Origin of the sequence: Aeromicrobium panaciterrae (genome assembly GCF_039537165.1) — a bacterium.
GTDB classification, from domain to species: domain Bacteria; phylum Actinomycetota; class Actinomycetes; order Propionibacteriales; family Nocardioidaceae; genus Aeromicrobium; species Aeromicrobium panaciterrae.
This window is the reverse complement of the sequence record NZ_BAAAZZ010000002.1, coordinates 1,729,968-1,749,497: the sequence shown is the minus strand read 5'-3', so window position 1 is coordinate 1,749,497 and position 19,530 is coordinate 1,729,968. Positions and strand designations below refer to the sequence as shown.

Genomic DNA, 19,530 nt, shown 5'->3' with positions numbered 1-19,530 from the left:
CATGACTCGGTGTCCGTGCCTCAGCGGGCTGACGTACGAGGAATGCTGCGGACGACTCCACTCAGGGTCTGCTGTCGCCCAGACGGCGGAGCAGCTGATGCGGTCGCGCTTCAGTGCGTTCGCGGTCGGCGACGTAACCTACCTCCTCGCAACGTGGCACCCCGACACCCGGCCGCCGTCGTTGGAGCTCGACGCCGAGCGGAGCTGGTATCGCCTCGACATCCTCAGCACCAGCGGCGGTAGCCCGTTCGAGACCACGGGCGTCGTCGAGTTCGAGGCGTACTACCGCTCACCCGACGGAGCCGACAGCCAGCACGAGGTCAGCCGCTTCGTCCGCGACGACGGCCGATGGTTGTATGTCGACGGGACTCGTTAGGCCGTGATCATGGTCAGCAGCGAGTCGATGAACGCGGTTCGCGGCTGGATGCCCTTGCGGTTGCCCACCAGCTTGGGGACACAGGAGCGCTGGAATGCGTCGTTGACGATCATCGAGGCGACGACCTTGGGGTCGACGTCGCCGCGTACGAGCCCCGCCTCCTGCTGACCGGCAAGGTAGGCGCCGATGCCGGCGATGCCGCGGTGCGGACCGAAGTCGTTCTCGAGCATGTAGACGTGCAGCGAGTCACGCAGCTCGGCGTCGGACTGGGCGGCGATCAGCACGTCGAGGCTGCCCGTCAGGAACGCCTCGATGCTCTCCGACATCGTCGTCACGACCTCACGAAGGTCGGATCCGTGCCGCACCTCCTCCAGGTGCAGCGGCCCGACTGAGCGCTCGAACACGGCCTTCAGCAGGCCGAAGCGGTCGTCGAAATGATAGAACACACTGCCCTCGGAGACGCCGGCCCGCGACGCGACCTCGCGAGTCGTCAGCCTGGCCATCCCTCGTTCGCGCAGCAGCTCGTGGGTCGCCTTGAGGATCTCCTCGCGACCACCGGACGGCGGACGTCCACGCGTCCTCTGTGGTGCTGCCATCCCGCCACCATAGCGGCACGAGCCAATTCTTGAGTTCTGACTCAGAATATGTCACTGTACCTGAGTAGCCACTCAGTAAATACCTCATCTCCTCCGGAAGGGCCATCATGACCACCGACATCGCACCACCGGGCATCCTCGCGACGACCCGCGGAAAACTCATCCTGACGCTGCTCTGTGCAGTCGGATTCCTCGACCTCATCGACGTCACGATCGTCAACGTCGCGCTTCCCGCGATCCGCGGGGACCTCGGGTTCTCGGTCCAGGAGCTGCAATGGGTGCCGAGCGCCTACCTGCTGACGTACGGAGGATTCATGCTCCTCGGCGGCCGGGCCGCCGACCTGCTGGGGCGCCGCCACGTCCTGGTCGCCGGCATCGTCATCTTCGGCATCTCCTCGCTGATCGGCGGCTTCGCCGACACGTCGACCGTGCTCGTCGGCGCCCGCCTGGTGCAGGGCGTCGGTGCTGCCTTGACGATTCCGGCGACCCTGTCGATCCTCACCACGACGTACGCGGAAGGACCCGAGCGGCACAAGGCACTCGGGGCGTGGGCGGCTGTCGGCGGCCTGGCGTCGGCGGTCGGCGTGCTGCTCGGCGGGGTGCTCACGGAAGGACCCGGCTGGCGCTGGGTGATGTTCATCAACCCGATCATCTGCGCCTTCCTCATCCCCGCGATCCATGCCCTCATCAACGACGACCGGCCGGCGGAGCGCAAGCACGGCTTCGACCTGGTCGGTACGGCGCTCGCCACCGGCGCGATGCTGCTCGTCGTCTACACCCTCGTCGAGGCGCCGGACGAGGGCTGGGGCTCGCTGCGGACGGTCGGTGGCATGGTCGGCTCGGCCGCCCTCCTCGCGGCGTTCTGCCTCATCGAGTCACGCATCCGCAATCCACTGGTGCCGCTGTCGGTCTTCCGGATCCGCGGGTTGGCCGCCGCCAACATCACCCAGCTCACGGTGTTCGCCGGGTTCGTGTCGATGTTCTTCTTCCTCAGCATCTACATGCAGTCGGTCCTCGGGTTCTCCCCGATCAAGACAGGTCTCGCCTATCTGCCGGTCTGCGTCGTCATCGGCGTCTCGGCCGGCACGGCGTCCAGCCTGATCGGCCGGGTCGGCACGCGGCCGCTCGTGGTCGTCGGCGCACTCATCACGGCGGTGGGTGTCTACCTGTTCTCGCGCATCCCGGTCGACGGCTCGTACGTCTCGGACCTGCTGCCGGGCATGGTCGTGATGTCGCTCGGCATCGGCGCCGTGTTCGTCGCACTGATCAACGCCGCCAACGCCGGCGTGCCGAGCGAGCAGGCCGGCCTCGCTGCCGCGCTGCTGAACTCGTCGCAGCAGGTCGGCGGTGCGCTGGGTCTCGCGATCCTGTCGGCGCTGGCCACCTCTCGTACGAACGGGCTGCTGACCGACGGAGCCCATCCGGACGAGGCACTGGTCGAGGGCTTCCAACGCGGGTTGTTCGTCGGTGCGGTGTTCCTCGCCGTCGGTGCGCTGATGGGCCTGCGTGCGACCAACACCCACGAAGCCGAGGTGGCGGCATGACGTACGCAGCCATCGAGTCGGTCGCCCGAGTCGTCAGCGTCGTGCTGGGCGGGATCTTCACCGGCTTTCTCCTGACGATCCTGGTCCTCGAGCTGTCGCTCAGGCGCTTCGACGCGTCGGTCTACACCCAGGTGCGGCAAGTCGAGCTCGTCCGCATGGACGCCCTGGCGACCGGGACGCTGCTTCCCACCGTCATCGCCGCGATCGTCCTGGTCTGCGTCGGGCTGAGGCGGGGCGGGGCAGGCCTCGGGCTCACCTCGGCTGCCCTCGTCCTACTGCTGATCGTCTTCGTCACGACCGTGACGATCAACCTGCCGATCAACGCCGACCAGCTCGACTGGTCGGTCGCCCGGCCACCGGCTGACTGGGCGACCGACCGTGATCGCTGGCAGGTGGCGCACGCCGTCCGCACCGCCGCTGCCGCGCTGGCGTTCGGCTGCCTCGTGCTCGCCTCAGGTCTCCACCGGCCGCGGCGGGGCGGCGTACGTCAGCTGGTCGCCGCCACGAGCGGGACGCCGGGGCGATAGGCGAGGTGGACGTACGACGGGGCGTTCAGCACCGTGAAGTCGGCCTTGGCGCCGACTCGCAGGTGCCCGACGTCGTCGAGCCGCAGCGATGCCGCGCCCCCTGCGGTGGCCGACCAGAGCGCTTCGCGAGGGCTCATGCCCATGTCGCGTACGGCGACGGCGATGCAGAACGCCATCGACGACGTGAAGGAGCTGCCGGGGTTGCAGTCCGTCGCCAGCGCCACGGCGGCTCCGGCGTCGAGCAGGCGGCGGGCGTCGGGATAGGGCTGGCGGGTCGAGAACTCCACACCCGGGAGCAGTCCGGCGACGATGCCCGAGTCGGCGATGGCGGAGACGTCGGCATCGGACAGGTAGGTGCAGTGGTCGGCCGGCGCGCCGAGCTCGGCGGCGAGCTGTACGCCGGGTCCGGGGCCGAGCTGGTTGGCGTGGATGCGCGGCAGGAGCCCCGCTGCGATGCCGGCCTCGAGCACGGCGCGTGACTCGTCGGCGCCGAATGCGCCGTCCTCGCAGAACACGTCGATCCACCGTGCATACGGCGCGCACCGCTCGAGCATCTCGCCGGTGACCAGCTCGACATAGTCGGCGATCTCTGACTCGGCCGGCACCACATGGGCGCCGAGGAAGGTGGTCTGCTCGGTGAACTCGCGGGCGATCGCCAGCGACCGCGCCTCGTCGTGCACCGTCAACCCGTAGCCGCTCTTGATCTCGACCGTCGTGGTGCCCTGGGCACGCATCTCGGAGAGGTGACGAGCGACGTTGGCCGCGAGCTGCTCGTCGGTCGCAGCCCGGGTCGCGGCGACCGTCGTACGGATGCCCCCCGCGGCGTACGGCTGCCCCGTCATCCGGGCCTCGAACTCCGCGGAGCGGTCGCCTGCGAACACCAGGTGCGTGTGGGAGTCGACGAATCCCGGGATGACAGCCGCACCGCCGACATCGCGTACGGCATCGGCGTCGGGTGCCTCGGTACGCCGTCCGAACCACGCGATCCTGCCGCCGTCGACGACGAAGGCTGCGTCGTCGAGGATCGGCTGCTCGTCGTCCCACGTCACCAGCTCGCCGATGTTGGTGACCAGCATCGGGGTCATGCCCGGCTCCAGCACGCATCGATCGCCGACTCGAGCAGCTCGGCGACATCGTTGGGGTCGCCCTCGACGTCGGCAGCCGTCGCAGCCCAGAGCAGCTCGTGGGCGCCGGCGGTGCGTACCGAGTCGACGACCTCGATCGTGTCGGTGACGACGAGACCGAGCGACTCGTGACCCGTCGTGGTCGCGGCGAGCCAGAGCTGGTCGGCGGTCCATGCACCGCGTACACCGGTCGACAGCCGCTCATGCATCTCGACGGCACGAGCCTCGGCGAACATGTCGATCACGGTATTGCTGTCGGAGCCGAGTGTCAGCCGGGCGCCGGCATCACGCAGTGCGACGCTGGGGCCGATGCCATCGGCGAGCTCGGCCTCGGTCGTGGGGCAGAAGCAGACGTACGAGTGGTGCGTCCCAAGCGTCGCGATGTCGTCGGTCGTCAGGTGGGTCGCGTGCACGGCGGTGGTGCGCGGCGTCCAGGCTCCCGCCTCGGCGAGCAGGGCGACGGGGGTGAGCCCGGTGGCGGCGACACACTCGGCATTCTCGGCGGGCTGCTCGGACACGTGTGCGTGCAGGGGCGCATCTGGCAGCGCCCTCGCGACGGTCGCGAGCTGGTCGCGGGGCACCGCGCGTACGGAATGGATCGCCGCACCGATCACGACGTCGTCGGCGTCGGCGTGCTTGCGGGCGAGGGTCTCGACGCGCGCAGCCCAGGCATCCGCGTCACGGTCGGCGAAGCGCCGCTGCGCCCCCTCCGGCGCCTTCCCGAATCCGGCGGCCAGGTAGCACGTGTCGAGCAGCGTGATCCGCAGGTCGGCCTCCCGGGCAGCGGCGATCAGCGCCTCCCCCATCGCGTTGGGATCGTCGTACGGCGTCCCGTCCGGCTGGTGGTGCACGTAGTGGAACTCGCCGACGCTGCGGATGCCGGCCAGGTACATCTCGGCGTACGTCGCGCGGGCGAGGTCGAACAGCAGGTCGGGGTCGAGCGCCCCGGCCAGCGAGTACATCTGGTCGCGCCATGACCAAAAGGATTCTGCGCCTGTGACCCGCCCTCGCAGAGCACGGTGGAACGCGTGACTGTGGCAGTTGGCGAAAGCCGGGACAGTCGTCACGTGGCCAACTCACGTACGACGGCGGTCAGCGCTTCGATGCCAGCTTCACAGTCGGAGTCCTCGGCGAACTCGGCCGGCGAATGCGAGATGCCAGTGGGATTGCGCACGAACAACATTGCCGTCGGGACGTGCGCGCTCAGCACTCCCGCGTCATGGCCGGCGCCGGTCGGCAGCACCGGCGCATCGAGCAGCGTTGCGAGCCGGTCGCGCAGGGCGGAATCGAACTCCACCGCCGGGCTCACCGACTCGGCCGTCAGCTCGACCGTGGTGCCATCACGTCCTGCTTCGGCCTGTGCCGCCGCGACAATATTGTCGACAAGTCGATCCAAGGTGCCTTCGTCGGCGGCGCGGGCATCGAGCCACGCACGAACTCGCGACGGTATGGCGTTCGTGCCGCCGGGCTCGACCTCGAGCCGACCGAACGTCGCACGCGCTCCGGCATCCGTGGCGAGGCGACGAGAGGCGAGCACACTCGCAGCGTAAGCCTGCATCGGATCGCGGCGGTCCTCCATGACCGTGGCGCCGGCGTGATTGGCCTCGCCGCAGAAGTCTAGGCGCCACCGGCCATGCGGCCAGATCGCCGAGGCCACTCCGACAGGATCACCGGTGTGGACCAGTGATCGCCCCTGCTCGACGTGGAGCTCGACGAACGTACCGATCCGGTCGAGCAGGTCTGATGGGCCGACAGTCTGGGGATCACGTCCGCGGGCCTTGAGCACCTCCGCCATCGTGATGCCGTCGCGATCCTTCTGGGCGAGAGCCCGGTCGGCGCTGAGCACGCCGGTGATGAGCTGCGAGCCGGCGCAGGCGATACCGAAGCGCGCACCCTCCTCGTCAGCGAAGTTGCCGATCACGATGGGACGGCTCGGCGTGACACCTTCGGCGCGCAACCGGTCGACGGCCGCGAATGATGACGTGATGCCGAGCGGGCCGTCGTACGCGCCGCCATCCGGTACGGAGTCGAGGTGCGATCCGATCAGCAGTGCATCCGTGGCACTCCCCCACCACGCGAACTGGTTGCCGTTGCCGTCCTCGACGAGCTCCATCCCGCGAGCCGCCGCCTCGCCCGAGAACCACTCCCGCAAGAGCATGTCGGCGTCGTTCCACGCATACCGCCGATAGCCGCCGGTCGTCGGATCACGACCAATGTCGTAGAGGTCGGCGAGGCTCATTCGCTTCCTTCGGTCGCTGGCGCTCCCTCACGGTCGCTTCGCTCCCTAGGATCCTCGCTTCGCTCGGACATCGGGACCCGGAGGCCCCGCTCCTTCGCGACCTCGGCGGCGCGGTCATAGCCCGCGTCGACGTGGCGCATGACTCCCGTGCCCGGATCGTTGACCAGGACGCGCTCGATCTTCTGCGCAGCCAGCGGCGTACCGTCCGCGACGATGACCTGACCTGCGTGGATCGAGCGACCGATGCCGACACCGCCGCCGTGGTGGATCGACACCCAGGTCGCACCCGACGCCGTGTTGAGCAGCGCGTTGAGCAGCGGCCAGTCGGCGATCGCGTCCGAGCCGTCCGCCATGGCCTCGGTCTCGCGGTACGGCGACGCCACCGAGCCGGAGTCGAGGTGGTCGCGTCCGATCACGACGGGAGCACTCAGCTCGCCGGACGCCACCATTTCGTTGAACCGCAGTCCGGCAAGGTGACGCTCCTGGTAGCCGAGCCAGCAGATGCGAGCCGGCAGTCCCTCGAAATGCACCTTCTCCTGCGCCTTGGTGATCCAGCGGGCCAGGTGCTCGTCCTCGGGGAACAGCTCGAGGATCGCCCGGTCCGTCGCGGCGATGTCGGCGGGATCACCTGAGAGCGCGGCCCAGCGGAAGGGACCCTTGCCCTCGCAGAACAGCGGCCGGATGTACGCAGGCACGAATCCGGGAAACTCGAACGCCCGATCGAACCCGCCGAGCCGCGCCTCCTCGCGGATCGAGTTGCCGTAGTCGAACACCTCGGCCCCGGCATCCATGAAGCCGACCATGGCGCGTACGTGCGTGGCCATCGACTCGCGCGCCTTGAGGGTGAAGCCGTCCGGATCACGCGCGGCCTCGGCGTGCCAGTCGGCGACCGTGATGCCCTCGGGCAGGTAGCTCAGCGGATCGTGCGCGCTGGTCTGGTCGGTGACGATGTCGATCGGGGTGCCGCGCTCGAGCAGCTCGGTGAAGATCGTCGCGGCATTGCCGACCACGCCGACCGAGAGCGCCCGTCGCTCGTTCTTGGCCGCGACGGCGCGTTCGATCGCCTGGTCGAGATCGGTCCAGTACTCGTCGAGATAGCCGTGCTTGACCCGCCGCTCGAGCCGAGTCTCGTCGACGTCGACCACCAGCGCGACGCCGTCGTTCATCGTCACGGCGAGTGGCTGCGCACCACCCATGCCACCTGCGCCACCCGTCAGGGTCAGCGTCCCGGCGAGCGACCCGCCGAACCTCTTGCGTGCAACGGCACCGAACGTCTCGTACGTGCCCTGCAGGATGCCCTGCGTGCCGATGTAGATCCACGATCCGGCCGTCATCTGGCCGTACATCGTCAGGCCTTCGGCCTCGAGCTTGCGGAACTCCGGCCAGGTCGCCCAGTCGCCGACCAGGTTGGAGTTGGCGATCAGCACTCGAGGCGCCCACTCGTGGGTGCGGAACACGCCGACCGGCTTGCCCGACTGCACCAGCAGCGTCTCGTCGTCGGCGAGCGTCTCCAGGGTGCGGACGATCGCGTCGTACGCCTCCCAGCTCCGCGCGGCCTTGCCGGTGCCGCCGTAGACGACGAGGTCCTCGGGGCGTTCTGCCACCTCGGGATCGAGGTTGTTCATCAGCATGCGCATCGGCGCCTCGGTCTGCCACGACTTCGCGGTGATCGTGGTGCCGCGGGCTGCGCGGATGGTGGGACGGTTCATTTCAGTTCTCCTTGTGCGGCGTGGAGGAGGGCGCCGGAGCGTACGAGCTCGGTGGCGGCCTCGAGGTCGGGTGCGAGGTAGCGATCGGGACCCGGGCCGGCGACCCGCGTACGGAGCAGCGCGATGGCCGCACCGGTGGCGGGCCCGGGCTCGAGCGGCGCGCGCAGGTCGATGCCACGTGCCGCGGTGTAGATCTCGATCGCCAGCACGCGGGTCAGCAGGTCGACGGAGGTCCGCAGCTTGCGGGCGGCGGACCAGCCCATCGACACGTGGTCCTCCTGCATCGCGCTCGACGGGATCGAGTCGACGCTGGCCGGGGCCGCGAGCCGCTTGAGCTCCGACACCATGGCGGCCTGCGTGTACTGCGCGATCATGTGACCCGAGTCGACGCCCGGATCGTCGGCGAGGAACGGCGGCAGCCCCTGGTTGCGCGACGCGTCGAGGAAGCGATCGGTACGACGCTCGCTCATGCTGGCGACATCGGCCACCGGGATCGCGAGGAAGTCGAGCACGTAGGCCAGTGGCGCTCCGTGAAAGTTGCCGTGCGACTCGATGCGTCCGTCGGCGAGCACCGACGGATTGTCGATCGCCGATGCCAGCTCGCGGCCGGCAACCGTGGTGGCGTGCTCGAGGGTGTCGCGGGCTGCACCGTGCACCTGCGGAGCGCAGCGCAACGAGTACGCGTCCTGCACGCGGCCGTCGCCAACTCTGTGACTCGCCACGATCGGCGATCCGGCCAGCAGTGCCGCCATGTGCTTCGCCGACGCGGCTTGCCCCGGGTGCGGGCGCAGCGCCTGCAGGTCGGCGGCGAGCACGCGATCCGTACCCATCAGCCCTTCGATGCTCATCGCCGCCGCGAGGTCGGCGGTGTCGAGCAGCCGCCGCAGGTCGTGCAGCGCGAGCACCAGCATGCCGAGCATCCCGTCGGTGCCGTTGATCAGCGCGAGCCCTTCCTTCTCGGCCAGCTCGACCGGCGCCAGGCCGTACGAGCCCAACGCCTCGCCGGCGGGACGTACGACTCCGTGGTCCTCGACCTCGCCCTCACCCATCACCGCGAGCGCGCAGTGCGCCAGCGGAGCCAGGTCGCCGGAGCAGCCGAGGCTGCCGTACTCGCGGACGATCGGCGTCAGACCGGCGTTGAGCATCGATGCATAGGCCTCGGCGGTCTCGAGCCGTACGCCGGTGTGACCCGATGCCAGCGTCGAGAGGCGTAGCAGCATCAGCGCCCGCACCACCTCGTTCTCCACCCGCGGACCAGCGCCGGCAGCGTGCGAACGAATCAGGCTCTTCTGCAGCTGGGTGCGCAGCTCGGGCTCGATGTGCCGGGTGGCCAGGGCACCAAAGCCGGTCGAGACGCCATACACCGGCGTGTCCGACGCCGCCATCTCCTCCACCACCGCACGCGACCGCGTGATCGCCTCGCGTGCCTCGGAGCTCAGCTCGACGAGCGTTCCCTCGCGCGCGACACGTACGACATCCTCCGGCGCCACCGCGCCGACTCCCACCATCACGTTGCCCATGCTCCATGGGACTCCTCCGACGGGTCTCCGCGCCATGGGTGCAGAGACAGTCCTGTCTCGGATACGAGACAACTACTCCGGCGAGAACACGTCCTCGATCGAGCAGTCGAACGTCTTCGAGATGAGGAACGCCAACGGGAGCGACGGGTCGAACCTGCCCCGCTCGATGGAGATCACCGTCTGCCGCGAGACGCCGAGCTCTTGCGCCAGGTCAGCCTGCGTCCACTGCCGCTCCTGGCGACGGCCGGCCACGTTGTTCTTCATCGCAGCGAACGGTGACGAATCACGGCGTAGCGCAAGCCGGCGTCCACCACGCTGAGCCCGATCAGGCCGAGCAGCACCGGAAGGGCATCGACGTCGTCCCCACGGAGCATCAGCACGATCGCGACCACGAGCGTCGCGACCAGCACGTCGAGAAACGCCCCGGCACCAGCCTGCTTCATCCAGAGGGACTCGACGCTCTCCTCTCCGTGCGAGTCACGTGCGACGGTGTGGTTCGTGACAAAGATCTTCCCGCCCAGCGAGAAGGCCGGATAGGCCGCGCACATCGCACCGACACCCGCTGCCGGCCAGAAGTTGCCTGCGTTGGTCACGCCCACCAGCAGTGCGACGGCGATGGTTGCGACTGCTCCGAACGCTGCCGCCAGCACATAGTGGGCCACCGGTGCTCGCCTGCCGGATGTCAAGGTCGCTTTACTCATGGATCGAGTAAAGCACGCTTGACTTCGATCGTCGAACAGATGTCTCGGGTACGAGACACTGGGTGCATGGCCCGTCCCGTACCCGCCGCAACCACAACGCTGCGCGTGCTGCGCTTCCTGTCGTCGCAGCCCGTCCCGGTGTCGGCCGCCCGCATCGCAAGCGCCACGGACCTGCCACGGTCGTCGGCCTATCACCTGCTCGCGGCGATGGCGGATGAAGGCTTCGTCATCCACTACCCCGACGACCGCACCTGGGGCATCGGCATCGCAGCGTGGGAGGTCGGGCACGGGTTCGCGCGCCAGGAGCCACTCGCCCGTCTCGCCCGTCTGCCCCTTGCCCGGCTCGTCGACCAGGTCGGCCAATCAGCCCATCTGGTGGTGCTGCACGGCGCCGACGTCCTCTATGTCATCGAGGAACGTGCGCCCGGTCGTCCTCCGTTGGTCACCGACGTCGGCGTCAGGCTGCCCGCTCACCTGACGGCGTCGGGCCGCGCAATCCTGGCCTCGCTTCCAGCCGCGCAGGTGCGTGCCCTCTACCCGGACAAGGCAGCCTTCACGTCGCGCACGGGAGCCGGACCGCGTACGCCCAGCGAGCTGCGACGACTCCTCACCGACACCCGTCAGCGTGGCTATGCAACCGAGGACGGCGAGGTGACGGCGGGATTCGCGTCGATCGCGGCGCCCATCGCGGCAGGAACGATCCACGCCGCCGTCGCCGTGACGTGGGAGGCGCGCACCCCCGTGGACGGACTCGCCGAACCCGTCGCAGCCACCGCCGCCGAGATCTCGCGACGCCTGCGCCCGTAGTCGCACGTGACCTGAGACACAGGTCCGTCGTTGGTTACCCCGGAGTAGGTAGGGCCTCTCCACTTGTCTTCAGGAGCACCATGCGCGTACGTCCACTCCTCGTCCTGACTGCACTCGGCCTCACCGCCTCCGCCCTGGTCCAGCCGGCCAGCGCCGCGGATCCGACCTACACCGTGCAGACGCTGCACTTCGCGGTGAGGACCGGCGCCGCCAACAACGTGCCGTGCGACGTCGTCGGCGACCTCTACGTACCGAACTCCGCGACCGCGTCCAAGCGGGTCCCGGCGATCCTCACCACGAACGGCTTCGGCGGCTCCAAGAACGACCAGGCCGGACTCGGCAAGGCGTTCGCCTCCCGGGGCTACGTGGTCCTCTCCTACTCCGGACTCGGCTTCGGCGGCTCAGGCTGCAAGATCACTCTCGACGACCCCGACACCGACGGCAAGGCTGCGAGCCAGCTCGTCAGCTACCTCGGCGGCAAGACCGGCATCGCGTTCACCGACGCCGGGCACACCGTTCCCGCCCCCGCCCTCACGGTGGTCCAGCGCGACACCAGGGACCACGCCGGCAACGCCTCCACCAACGATCCGCGCCTCGGCATGATCGGCGTATCGTACGGCGGCGGCGCGCAGTTCGCCGCGGCATCCCTGGACATGCGCATCGACACGCTCATCCCCGGTGCGACGTGGAACGATCTCTCCTACTCGCTGTCGCCCAACAACACGGCGCAGACGTCGGGCGTCAGCACCGCCAACCCCGGCGCCGCCAAGCTCGTCTGGGCCCTCGGGTTCGCCGGGCTCGGGATCGCCAACGGCCTGCAGAACGTCGCCAGCGACCCGTCCCGCATCGTCGGGTGCCCCAACTTCGCCACCTTCGTCTGCCCCGCACTCGTCTCGGCCGGCGTGACAGGCTTCGTCGACCAGACGACGACCGCCAAGCTGCGGCACGCATCCGTCGGCAGCTACGTCTCGAAGATCAAGATCCCGACGCTGCTCATCCAGGGTCAGGACGACACCCTCTTCAACCTCAACGAGTCGGTGGCGACCTACCAGGCACTCAAGAAGCAGGGTGTCCCGACCAAGCTGGTGTGGGTCAACGGCGGCCACTCCGGTCCGATGGCTCCGGGCGAGATCGACTTCGGCAACCCCAACCCGGCGACGCAGCACATCTCCAAGCGCGCCATCGAGTGGTTCGACCACTACCTCAAGGGCTCGAGCGTCAGCACGGGTCCGGAGTTCACGTACTTCCGCGACTGGGTCAGCTACGACCCCGCGGGCTCGGCGGCCGCGGCGTACGCGACGTCGACAAGCTTCCCCGTCGGCACCGCGACGAAGTACTACCTGTCGGCCGGCAAGCAGCTCGTCACCTCGACCGCCGCGATCAAGCCGGACACGCAGTCGTTCCTGACACTGGCGGCCGGGCTGCCGTCGACCATCGACCCGTTCGACGTGCTCGCCGGCTACGTGAAAGGGCTGCCCGCAATCGAGCAGGACCTGCCGGGCACGTTCGCGAGCTGGACCACGCCAGCCCTGACCAAGAACACCGATGTCGTCGGCTCGCCCGTCGCCAACCTGCAGGTGTCGGCGCCCACGTCGGCACTGACGCAGGCGACCGGGCCCACGGGACAGCTCGTGGTCTTCGTCAAGGTGCTCGACGTCGACGCCGCCGGCAAGGCGACCCTCGTACGCAACCTGGTCGCTCCGGTCCGTGTCCTCGACGTGACCAAGCCGTTCAAGGTCACGCTCCCCGGGTTCGTCCACCGGTTCGCGGCCGGTCACAAGATCCAGCTGGTCGTGGCCGGCGGCTCGGTCAACTACCGCGGAGGCGTGCTCCCGACGGCGGTCAGCATCGCCGCCGGCTCGACCGGCCAGACCCTGACGCTGCCGATCGTCAACTGACGGACGCAGAAGGGCCCGGCCTCGAAGGAGACCGGGCACTTCTCGTACGCCTACCGCTGGGGAGTCACCTCACCAGGTTTCGAGGGGCGGCTTCGCCGCGTTCCACTCAACCTGCCTTCGCGTTCGTGCGCAGAGAGCACCCAGCTCAGGCATCCCGGCGGCGGAGCAGGTACCACGCGAGAGCCAGCAGCGCTGCCGTCTCGGCGGCGAACACGCCGAGTCCGGCCCACGCGCCGAGCAGCTCGGGGTTGAACGGTACGGGAGCCGCGATCGCCCCGCCGGCGTTGCCGGGCATCAGCTTGGTGACCCAGTCACCGAACGACCCGGGGATCAGGAGCACCATGTTGCCGACGACGAACACCAGTGCCAGCACGATCGAGATCGCCGCCGCCGTGTGCCGGACGAGGAAGCCGACCGCCATCGAGAACAGTGCGAGACCGGCCAGGAACAAGCCGCTGCCGTACATCGCCCGGGCCACGTTGCCCTCCAGTGCCAGGCCGATGCCCTCGCGGTCGAGGAAGTAGTTGCCACCGACGTAGCCGAGCAGCGCCGTCAACGTTCCGACGACGAAGATCACCGACGAGACGACGATCGCCTTGGCGGCGAGGACACGACCTCGGCCGGGCACGGCGGCGAACGTCGTACGGATCATGCCCGTGCCGTACTCGGAGGTCACGGTGAGCACACCGACGATCACGGCACAGACCTGGGCGATCATCATGCCCCAGGTGATGAAGGATCCCGGCGACTCGTCGGCATCGTCGCTGGCCAGCCAGCTGGCGTTGCCCCAGCAGATCAGCGTCGTGAGTGCCGCGCCGAGCACGACGAGGGCGAACATGGTCCACCACGTGGACCGGACGGTCCACAGCTTGATCCACTCGGCACGAAGCGTCGTGCCGAAGCCGGCCGGCTCGACCTCGACCCCGGTGGTCGCCTGGATGGTGTTGGTGGTGCTCATCGTGATCCAGCCTTGATCTCGTCGGCGGCCTTGGCGTGGTACTCCACACTGTCGGCCGTCAGGGTCATGAACGCGTCCTCGAGCGAGGAGCGGACGATCGCGAGCTCGTGGAGGAGCAGGCCGTTGGTGCCGACCAGCTCGCCGATCGCGGCGGCGTCGAGACCCTGGACCCGCAGCTCGTCGTCCGCATGGCTGACGTCGAGGCCGTTGGACGACAACAGTGCGGCCACGTCGGTGAGCCGGGGTGCCTTGACGCGTACGTACGACGCGGCGTGCTCGGCCATGAACTCCTGCATCGAGCAGTCCGCAAGGATCGAGCCGCGACCGATGACGATCAGGTGATCGGCCATGAGCGCCATCTCCGACATCAGGTGGCTGGAGATGAACACCGTACGTCCCTCGTCGGCGAGCTGACGGGCGAGCGAACGCACCCAGCGGATGCCCTCGGGGTCGAGGCCGTTGACGGGCTCGTCGAGCATGACGACCGGTGGGTCGCCGATCAGCGCGGCGGCGATGCCAAGGCGTTGGCCCATGCCGAGCGAGAACTTGCCGGCGCGCTGGCCGGCCACCGAGTCGAGTCCGACGAGCTCCAGGACCTCGCCGACGCGGGTCGTGGGGATGCCGTTGCTGGCGGCCAGCCAGCGGAGGTGGTCGCGGGCGGTACGACCCGGGTGGATCGCATGCGCCTCGAGGAGCGCACCGATCTCACGCAGCGGAGCCGGCGACGCGGTGTAGCGGTGACCGTTGACCGACGCCGTGCCGCTGGTCGGCGCATCCAGGCCGAGGACCATGCGCATCGTGGTGGACTTGCCGGCGCCGTTGGGGCCGAGGAAGCCGGTGACACGGCCCGGCTCGACCGTGAAGTCGATGCCGTTGACGGCGGTCTTGCCGCCGTACGTCTTGGTGAGTCCTTGGGCGCGGATCATGCGGATCGCCGCCCAGACGTGTCTGAAGAAGTCATACGTCCAGCGTGACGGGCGGCGCCCCCGAGCGACATCGGTGAGCACCCCGGATCACCCCTGATCACACCCCGACGGGATGGGTAGGTTGGTGGCATGGAACCCGGGAGCGACCAGTGGCGCGACGAGCAGCGCCGCGACATCCTGGCGTTCGCCCGCCGGTCCAGGCGTGACGCAGGCGGGTTCGCGTGGCTCGACAACGACGGCGGATTCGACCCTGACGCCGATCTCCAGCTCTGGATCACGGCGCGCATGACGTACGTCTTCGCGCTGGCGCACCTGGGCGGTGACGACGACGCCCTCGACCTGGCGGAGCACGGCGTACGGGCTCTGACCACGACGTTCCACGACGACGTCAACGGAGGCTGGTACGCCGAGGTCCGCGCCGACGGCAAGCCGGCCCAGACCGGCAAGTTCTGCTACGAGCACGCGTTCGTCCTGTTGGCGGCGTGCGCTGCGAAGGCGGCCGGGGCCGAGGGTGCGGACGCGCTGCTCGACGAAGCGACGACGGTGCACCGTACGCGGTTCTGGGACTCCGGGGCAGGCCGCTGCCGTGAGGAGTGGAACGAGGACTGGACGGTGCTTGACGGCTACCGCGGCGCCAACAGCAACATGCACAGCGTCGAGGCCTACCTCTTCGCCGCCGATGTCACGGGTGACGCCGTCTGGCGCAGCCGGGCGCTGGCGATCTGCGAACGGTTGATCGGCCTCCATGCCCGGGCGCACGACTGGCGCATCCCCGAGCACTACGACCACGACTGGACGCCGATCCCCAACTACAACGTCGAGAAGCCGGCCGACCCGTTCCGGCCGTTCGGCGCGACACCGGGCCACGCATTCGAATGGGCCCGGCTCCTGACACAGCTCGCCGCCAGCCTCGACGAGCCGGCACCGTGGATGCAGGAGGCCGCCGAGGAGCTGTTCTCGCGCGCGGTCGACGACGCGGTCGACGACGACTCACCCGGCATCCCCTACACGACCGACTGGTATGGATCACCCGTGGTCGAGGAACGATTCCACTGGGTCATCGCCGAGGCGGTGCTCGCGGCCCACGCACTCAGCGCCTCCACCGGCGAGGCGATCTATGACGGGTTCGCCCGGCGCTGGTGGGCGGAGACCGACGAGTACTTCGTCACCGGGACCGGCTGGATCCACGAGCTGTCCCCGACGATGGGACCGTCCGCGCGTACGTGGCAGGGCAAGCCCGATGCCTATCACGCGTTCAACGCCGTGACGCTGCCCAGCCTGCCGCTGGCACCGTCCCCGGCCCAGACCATCGAGAGGCTCACATGACGATCCTGGTCATCGGCGAGGCACTGGTCGACATCGTCGATGGCGAGCCCCACGCCGGCGGATCACCGTTCAACGTCGCCATCGGCCTGGCCCGGCTCGAGTGCGACACGGTGCTCGGCACCCAGATCGGCAACGACTCCTACGGCACGATCCTGCAGCGCCACATGGCGGAGTCGGGGGTCGACCTCGCGCTGCTCGACCCGGTGCTCGCCCGTACGTCGAGCGCCACCGCGACGATCGGCGAGGACGGCAGCGCGTCATACGTGTTCGACCTGCAGTGGGACCCCGCGGCGATGCCCGACCCGTCGGCGTTCGAGGCGGTGCACGTCGGATCGCTCGGTGCTGCGCTGATGCCCGGCGCCCATCGGGTCGCCGAGCTGATCGCCACTGCCGATGCGATGGGCCTCGCGGTGTCCTACGACCCCAACGTCCGGCTCGCGGTCGAGCCCGATCCGGCGTTCTGGCGCGAGGTGTTCGGCGCCGTGGTGCCGTACGCCCGCATCGTGAAGATGAGCGACGAGGATGCTGCGGTGCTGTTCCCGGACGAGGCACCCGAGGACCTCGCTCGACGGCTCGCGGGCGAGGGCAAGCTCGTCGCCATCACCCTCGGCGGCTCCGGAGCCGTGGTCGCGGGCGGATCCGTGGTCGCAGGTGCGGATGCGCCGTCCGTCGCGGTGGCCGACACGATCGGTGCCGGCGACTCGTTCATGGCCGCGATGCTGTCGTGGTGCGCGGCCTACGCCTGGCCGCCCGCCGACCAGCTCGACGACACCGAGCTCACCGACCTCGCGGAGTTCTCGGTCAACGCCGCGGCGATCACCTGCTCACGGCCCGGCGCCGATCCGCCGAGGCTCAGCGAGCTCTGACGGGTCGCGCTCCGCGGAGCGCGACGCACTCCGCGGCGACCCTCGCACCGGCGGCGAGCGCGGCCTCGGGATCGCGGTTCTTGGTCCACACGCTGAGGAACCCGGCGCAGAACGCATCGCCGGCGCCGGTGGTGTCGACGACGTCGGTCGCGGATGCGGCGACCGTGTGGTCGCCGAACCTCGCACCGGCAGGGCCGAGGGTCACCACGACGTCACCCTGGAGCTGCAGGAATCCCTGCTCGTCGTCGTTGGGGAACAGCAGGTCGGCATCGGCGACCCATGACGTGAACTCGTCGCGGCCCGCGGCCTCGAGGAACCCCAGGGAGCTCGGGTCGACGCTGATGCCGATCGACCGGCGGCGCGCCTCGGCCATCAGCTCGAGGACGATCGGCCGTACGCCAGGATCGAAGAACGAGTAGCCCGTGAGGTGCAACCACTCGATCTCGTTCCAGATGTCCGCCGGGAAGTCGGCCGCTCGAAGCGTCGTGTTGGCGGCGCGGTCGACGTACATCGTGCGATCGGCAGCGTCGTCGAGCGTCAGCACGATTGTCGCGGTCGGCAGCGCGGGGTCGGAGGTGATGCGGGCATCCACACCGTATGCCGTGAGGGCATCGACGTGCCGCTGGACGCCATCCGCCCCGGCCCTGCCGACGAAGCGTGCGTACGTGCCGAGGTGTCCGAGCCAGGCTGCCACGTTGGCCGCCGAGCCACCCGGTGTCATCCGGATCTCCGACTCGGTGTCGCTCGCCGCATTGACGGTGCCGAGCGGTCGTACGCCGATGTCGTCGACCACGTCTCCGACGACCAGGATCATCGGGCAGCCCAGGACAGGGCGATCTCACCGGCAACGCGGATGTTGTTCTCGGCGATCTTGAGGTTGACCGCGAGGCTCTTGCCGCCGGTCAGCTCGACGATCGTCAGCAGGAGGAACGGGGTGACCTCCTTGCCGGAGAGCCCTTGCTCGTCGGCCTTCCGCAGCGCCTCGGTGAGTGCCTTGTCGTGCACGGCCGGATCGAGCTGCTCGGACTCCGGCAACGGGTTGGCGACCAGGATCGCGGCGTTCTGGCCGAGCGCGTCGCGGGACGCCATCACCGCGGCAACGGCTGACGCGTCGGGCACGGACCAGTCGAGCTGTTCGCCGGAGTCGGTCAGCCAGAAGCTGGGGAACCGGTCGGTGCCGTAGCCCAGCACGATGACGCTCAACGACTCGAGCCGCTCCAGGGTCGCGGGGATGTCGAGGATCGACTTCACCCCCGCCGAGACGACCGTGATCGGCACCTCCGACAGCACCGTGAGGTCGGCAGACTCGTCGAACGTCTCGGATGCGCCCCGGTGCACGCCGCCGAGCCCGCCTGTCGCGAAGACCCGAATGCCGGCGAGGTCGGCGATGTACGAGGTGGCAGCGACCGTCGTGGCACCGCTGCCGCCACGGGCGAGCGCGATCGGCAGGTCACGCACGCTGAGCTTGGGGATGTCCTCGCCCGCGATGCGTACGAGCTCCTCATCCGTCAGCCCCGCCTTGAGTCGGCCGTCGAGCACCGCGACCGTGGCCGGCACCACGCCCATGCCGGTGAGGATCGTCTCGAACCCGCGCGCCGCCTCGAGGTTGTCGGGACGCGGCAAGCCGTGCGAGATGATCGTCGACTCGAGGGCAACGACGGGCTGCCCGACATCGAGAGCGGCTTGGACGGCTGGCGAGATGTCGAGCGGGAGAGTCACCGGGTCAGCCTAGCGATCCCGCGAGTGGTGCAAATCCACACGCGAGCGGTGCAGATCTGTGCAACACGCCGTCTCACATTCCCGAATCCGCACCACTCGCGGGGCGGGGAGAGACGCTAGATCTCGGTGCGGTGGAAGTTGGCGTGCGAGCGCGAGGCCGTCGGGCCACGCTGGCCCTGGTAGCGCGAGCCGTACTTCGCCGAGCCGTAGGGATTCTCCGCCGGCGAGCTGAGCCGGAAGTAGCAGACCTGGCCGATCTTCATGCCGGGGTAGAGCTTGATCGGCAGCGTCGCCACGTTGGCGAGCTCGAGCGTCACGTGACCTGAGAAGCCCGGGTCGATGAAGCCGGCCGTCGAGTGCGTCATCAGGCCGAGCCGGCCCAGCGACGACTTGCCCTCGAGGCGAGCCGCGATGTCGTCGGGCAAGGTGACCAGCTCGTACGTCGAGCCGAGCACGAACTCACCGGGATGCAGGATGAACGCCTCGTCCTTGCCGACCTCGACCTCACGCGTGAGATCGGACTGGTCGACGGCGGGATCGATGTGGGGGTACTTGTGGTTGTCGAAGACCCGGAAGAACTTGTCGAGGCGTACATCGATGCTCGACGGCTGGATCATCCCCGGGTCGAAGGGGTCGAGCGCCACGCGCCCAGCGTCGATCTCGGCAAGGATGTCGCGGTCGGAGAGAAGCACGA

At 69.2% G+C, this 19,530-nt stretch carries 20 protein-coding genes; 7 read left to right on the top strand and 13 right to left on the bottom strand.

Going from position 1 to position 19,530, the window contains the following annotated elements; translation table 11 throughout:
• The first annotated feature begins 1 nt into the window (after position 1).
• The gene (locus ABD683_RS09455) at positions 2 to 376 is read left to right on the top strand and encodes a YchJ family protein (protein WP_344769384.1); all 375 of its coding nucleotides are present in this window, start codon (positions 2 to 4) and stop codon (positions 374 to 376) included.
• Here ABD683_RS09455 and ABD683_RS09450 read toward each other — a convergent pair.
• The gene (locus ABD683_RS09450) at positions 373 to 972 is read right to left on the bottom strand and encodes a TetR/AcrR family transcriptional regulator (protein ID WP_344769382.1); all 600 of its coding nucleotides are present in this window, start codon (positions 970 to 972) and stop codon (positions 373 to 375) included. The two genes, ABD683_RS09455 and ABD683_RS09450, sit on opposite strands and share 4 nt — an antisense overlap.
• Positions 973 to 1,079: 107 nt before the next feature.
• On the opposite strand from ABD683_RS09450, the gene ABD683_RS09445 reads away from it, so the two are divergent.
• Together ABD683_RS09445 and ABD683_RS09440 are read left to right on the top strand one after the other, a co-directional pair.
• Positions 1,080 to 2,516, top strand: coding sequence for an MFS transporter (locus ABD683_RS09445; RefSeq protein WP_344769380.1), 1,437 nt, complete (start codon positions 1,080 to 1,082; stop codon positions 2,514 to 2,516).
• Entirely contained in the window at positions 2,513 to 3,043 is a 531-nt protein-coding gene (locus tag ABD683_RS09440) for an anthrone oxygenase family protein (RefSeq protein ID WP_344769379.1), read from the top strand. Before ABD683_RS09445 ends, ABD683_RS09440 begins: the two co-directional genes overlap by 4 nt.
• Here the strand turns inward: ABD683_RS09440 and hutI are convergent.
• From hutI to ABD683_RS09405, 7 genes are all read right to left on the bottom strand, one after another.
• On the bottom strand, positions 3,004 to 4,128 hold the full coding sequence (gene hutI, locus ABD683_RS09435) for an imidazolonepropionase (RefSeq protein ID WP_344769377.1): 1,125 nt from the start codon (positions 4,126 to 4,128) through the stop codon (positions 3,004 to 3,006). The two genes, ABD683_RS09440 and hutI, sit on opposite strands and share 40 nt — an antisense overlap.
• Positions 4,125 to 5,234 (bottom strand): formimidoylglutamate deiminase, encoded by a 1,110-nt coding sequence (locus ABD683_RS09430; RefSeq protein ID WP_344769375.1) that lies wholly within the window; start codon positions 5,232 to 5,234, stop codon positions 4,125 to 4,127. Before ABD683_RS09430 ends, hutI begins: the two co-directional genes overlap by 4 nt.
• On the bottom strand, positions 5,231 to 6,406 hold the full coding sequence (locus ABD683_RS09425; RefSeq protein ID WP_344769373.1) for an allantoate amidohydrolase: 1,176 nt from the start codon (positions 6,404 to 6,406) through the stop codon (positions 5,231 to 5,233). Before ABD683_RS09425 ends, ABD683_RS09430 begins: the two co-directional genes overlap by 4 nt.
• Entirely contained in the window at positions 6,403 to 8,115 is a 1,713-nt protein-coding gene (gene hutU / locus ABD683_RS09420; RefSeq protein ID WP_344769371.1) for a urocanate hydratase, read from the bottom strand. The genes ABD683_RS09425 and hutU overlap by 4 nt, the downstream gene beginning before the upstream one ends.
• Complete coding sequence (gene hutH, locus ABD683_RS09415) at positions 8,112 to 9,635, bottom strand: histidine ammonia-lyase (RefSeq protein ID WP_344769369.1); 1,524 nt, start codon at positions 9,633 to 9,635, stop codon at positions 8,112 to 8,114. Before hutH ends, hutU begins: the two co-directional genes overlap by 4 nt.
• A gap of 72 nt (positions 9,636 to 9,707) precedes the next feature.
• Positions 9,708 to 9,899 (bottom strand): helix-turn-helix transcriptional regulator, encoded by a 192-nt coding sequence (locus tag ABD683_RS09410; protein WP_344769367.1) that lies wholly within the window; start codon positions 9,897 to 9,899, stop codon positions 9,708 to 9,710.
• A complete protein-coding gene (locus ABD683_RS09405; RefSeq protein WP_344769365.1) occupies positions 9,896 to 10,336 on the bottom strand; it encodes a hypothetical protein in 441 nt (146 codons plus the stop codon). Before ABD683_RS09405 ends, ABD683_RS09410 begins: the two co-directional genes overlap by 4 nt.
• Before the next feature lie 66 nt (positions 10,337 to 10,402).
• Between ABD683_RS09405 and ABD683_RS09400 the strand changes: the two genes are divergently transcribed.
• Positions 10,403 to 11,143: an IclR family transcriptional regulator gene (locus tag ABD683_RS09400; protein WP_344769363.1), complete on the top strand. Its 741-nt coding sequence runs from the start codon at positions 10,403 to 10,405 to the stop codon at positions 11,141 to 11,143.
• An 80-nt stretch (positions 11,144 to 11,223) separates the two neighbouring features.
• Entirely contained in the window at positions 11,224 to 13,041 is a 1,818-nt protein-coding gene (locus ABD683_RS09395) for a CocE/NonD family hydrolase (protein ID WP_344769361.1), read from the top strand.
• A gap of 145 nt (positions 13,042 to 13,186) precedes the next feature.
• On the opposite strand, the gene ABD683_RS09390 is transcribed toward ABD683_RS09395, so the two are convergent.
• Together ABD683_RS09390 and ABD683_RS09385 are read right to left on the bottom strand one after the other, a co-directional pair.
• Positions 13,187 to 13,999 (bottom strand): ABC transporter permease, encoded by an 813-nt coding sequence (locus tag ABD683_RS09390; RefSeq protein ID WP_344769359.1) that lies wholly within the window; start codon positions 13,997 to 13,999, stop codon positions 13,187 to 13,189.
• Positions 13,996 to 15,006: an ABC transporter ATP-binding protein gene (locus ABD683_RS09385; RefSeq protein ID WP_344769357.1), complete on the bottom strand. Its 1,011-nt coding sequence runs from the start codon at positions 15,004 to 15,006 to the stop codon at positions 13,996 to 13,998. Before ABD683_RS09385 ends, ABD683_RS09390 begins: the two co-directional genes overlap by 4 nt.
• Before the next feature lie 48 nt (positions 15,007 to 15,054).
• Here ABD683_RS09385 and ABD683_RS09380 point away from each other — a divergent pair, with 48 nt between their 5' ends.
• Positions 15,055 to 16,251: an AGE family epimerase/isomerase gene (locus ABD683_RS09380; protein WP_344769355.1), complete on the top strand. Its 1,197-nt coding sequence runs from the start codon at positions 15,055 to 15,057 to the stop codon at positions 16,249 to 16,251.
• The gene (locus tag ABD683_RS09375; protein ID WP_344769353.1) at positions 16,248 to 17,117 is read left to right on the top strand and encodes a carbohydrate kinase family protein; all 870 of its coding nucleotides are present in this window, start codon (positions 16,248 to 16,250) and stop codon (positions 17,115 to 17,117) included. The genes ABD683_RS09380 and ABD683_RS09375 overlap by 4 nt, the downstream gene beginning before the upstream one ends.
• Here the strand turns inward: ABD683_RS09375 and ABD683_RS09370 are convergent.
• The 3 genes from ABD683_RS09370 to dcd all read right to left on the bottom strand — a co-directional run bounded on the left by ABD683_RS09370 (position 17,104) and on the right by dcd (position 19,528).
• Positions 17,104 to 17,931, bottom strand: a complete 828-nt coding sequence (locus ABD683_RS09370; RefSeq protein WP_344769351.1) for a carbohydrate kinase family protein — start codon at positions 17,929 to 17,931, stop codon at positions 17,104 to 17,106. The two genes, ABD683_RS09375 and ABD683_RS09370, sit on opposite strands and share 14 nt — an antisense overlap.
• A complete protein-coding gene (locus ABD683_RS09365; RefSeq protein ID WP_344769349.1) occupies positions 17,928 to 18,836 on the bottom strand; it encodes a pseudouridine-5'-phosphate glycosidase in 909 nt (302 codons plus the stop codon). The genes ABD683_RS09370 and ABD683_RS09365 overlap by 4 nt, the downstream gene beginning before the upstream one ends.
• A gap of 116 nt (positions 18,837 to 18,952) precedes the next feature.
• Positions 18,953 to 19,528, bottom strand: a complete 576-nt coding sequence (gene dcd / locus ABD683_RS09360) for a dCTP deaminase (RefSeq protein WP_344769347.1) — start codon at positions 19,526 to 19,528, stop codon at positions 18,953 to 18,955.
• Positions 19,529 to 19,530 lie beyond the last annotated feature (2 nt).

What these genes read in the sequence shown, in the direction of transcription:
- ABD683_RS09455 (WP_344769384.1), top strand. Translation starts at nt 2, where the DNA reads ATGACTCGGTGTCCGTGCCTCAGCGGGCTGACGTACGAGGAATGCTGC.
- ABD683_RS09450 (WP_344769382.1), bottom strand. Translation starts at nt 972, where the DNA reads ATGGCAGCACCACAGAGGACGCGTGGACGTCCGCCGTCCGGTGGTCGC.
- ABD683_RS09445 (WP_344769380.1), top strand. Translation starts at nt 1,080, where the DNA reads ATGACCACCGACATCGCACCACCGGGCATCCTCGCGACGACCCGCGGA.
- ABD683_RS09440 (WP_344769379.1), top strand. Translation starts at nt 2,513, where the DNA reads ATGACGTACGCAGCCATCGAGTCGGTCGCCCGAGTCGTCAGCGTCGTG.
- hutI (WP_344769377.1), bottom strand. Translation starts at nt 4,128, where the DNA reads ATGACCCCGATGCTGGTCACCAACATCGGCGAGCTGGTGACGTGGGAC.
- ABD683_RS09425 (WP_344769373.1), bottom strand. Translation starts at nt 6,406, where the DNA reads ATGAGCCTCGCCGACCTCTACGACATTGGTCGTGATCCGACGACCGGC.
- hutU (WP_344769371.1), bottom strand. Translation starts at nt 8,115, where the DNA reads ATGAACCGTCCCACCATCCGCGCAGCCCGCGGCACCACGATCACCGCG.
- hutH (WP_344769369.1), bottom strand. Translation starts at nt 9,635, where the DNA reads ATGGGCAACGTGATGGTGGGAGTCGGCGCGGTGGCGCCGGAGGATGTC.
- ABD683_RS09410 (WP_344769367.1), bottom strand. Translation starts at nt 9,899, where the DNA reads ATGAAGAACAACGTGGCCGGCCGTCGCCAGGAGCGGCAGTGGACGCAG.
- ABD683_RS09405 (WP_344769365.1), bottom strand. Translation starts at nt 10,336, where the DNA reads ATGAGTAAAGCGACCTTGACATCCGGCAGGCGAGCACCGGTGGCCCAC.
- ABD683_RS09400 (WP_344769363.1), top strand. Translation starts at nt 10,403, where the DNA reads ATGGCCCGTCCCGTACCCGCCGCAACCACAACGCTGCGCGTGCTGCGC.
- ABD683_RS09395 (WP_344769361.1), top strand. Translation starts at nt 11,224, where the DNA reads ATGCGCGTACGTCCACTCCTCGTCCTGACTGCACTCGGCCTCACCGCC.
- ABD683_RS09390 (WP_344769359.1), bottom strand. Translation starts at nt 13,999, where the DNA reads ATGAGCACCACCAACACCATCCAGGCGACCACCGGGGTCGAGGTCGAG.
- ABD683_RS09380 (WP_344769355.1), top strand. Translation starts at nt 15,055, where the DNA reads ATGGAACCCGGGAGCGACCAGTGGCGCGACGAGCAGCGCCGCGACATC.
- ABD683_RS09375 (WP_344769353.1), top strand. Translation starts at nt 16,248, where the DNA reads ATGACGATCCTGGTCATCGGCGAGGCACTGGTCGACATCGTCGATGGC.
- ABD683_RS09370 (WP_344769351.1), bottom strand. Translation starts at nt 17,931, where the DNA reads ATGATCCTGGTCGTCGGAGACGTGGTCGACGACATCGGCGTACGACCG.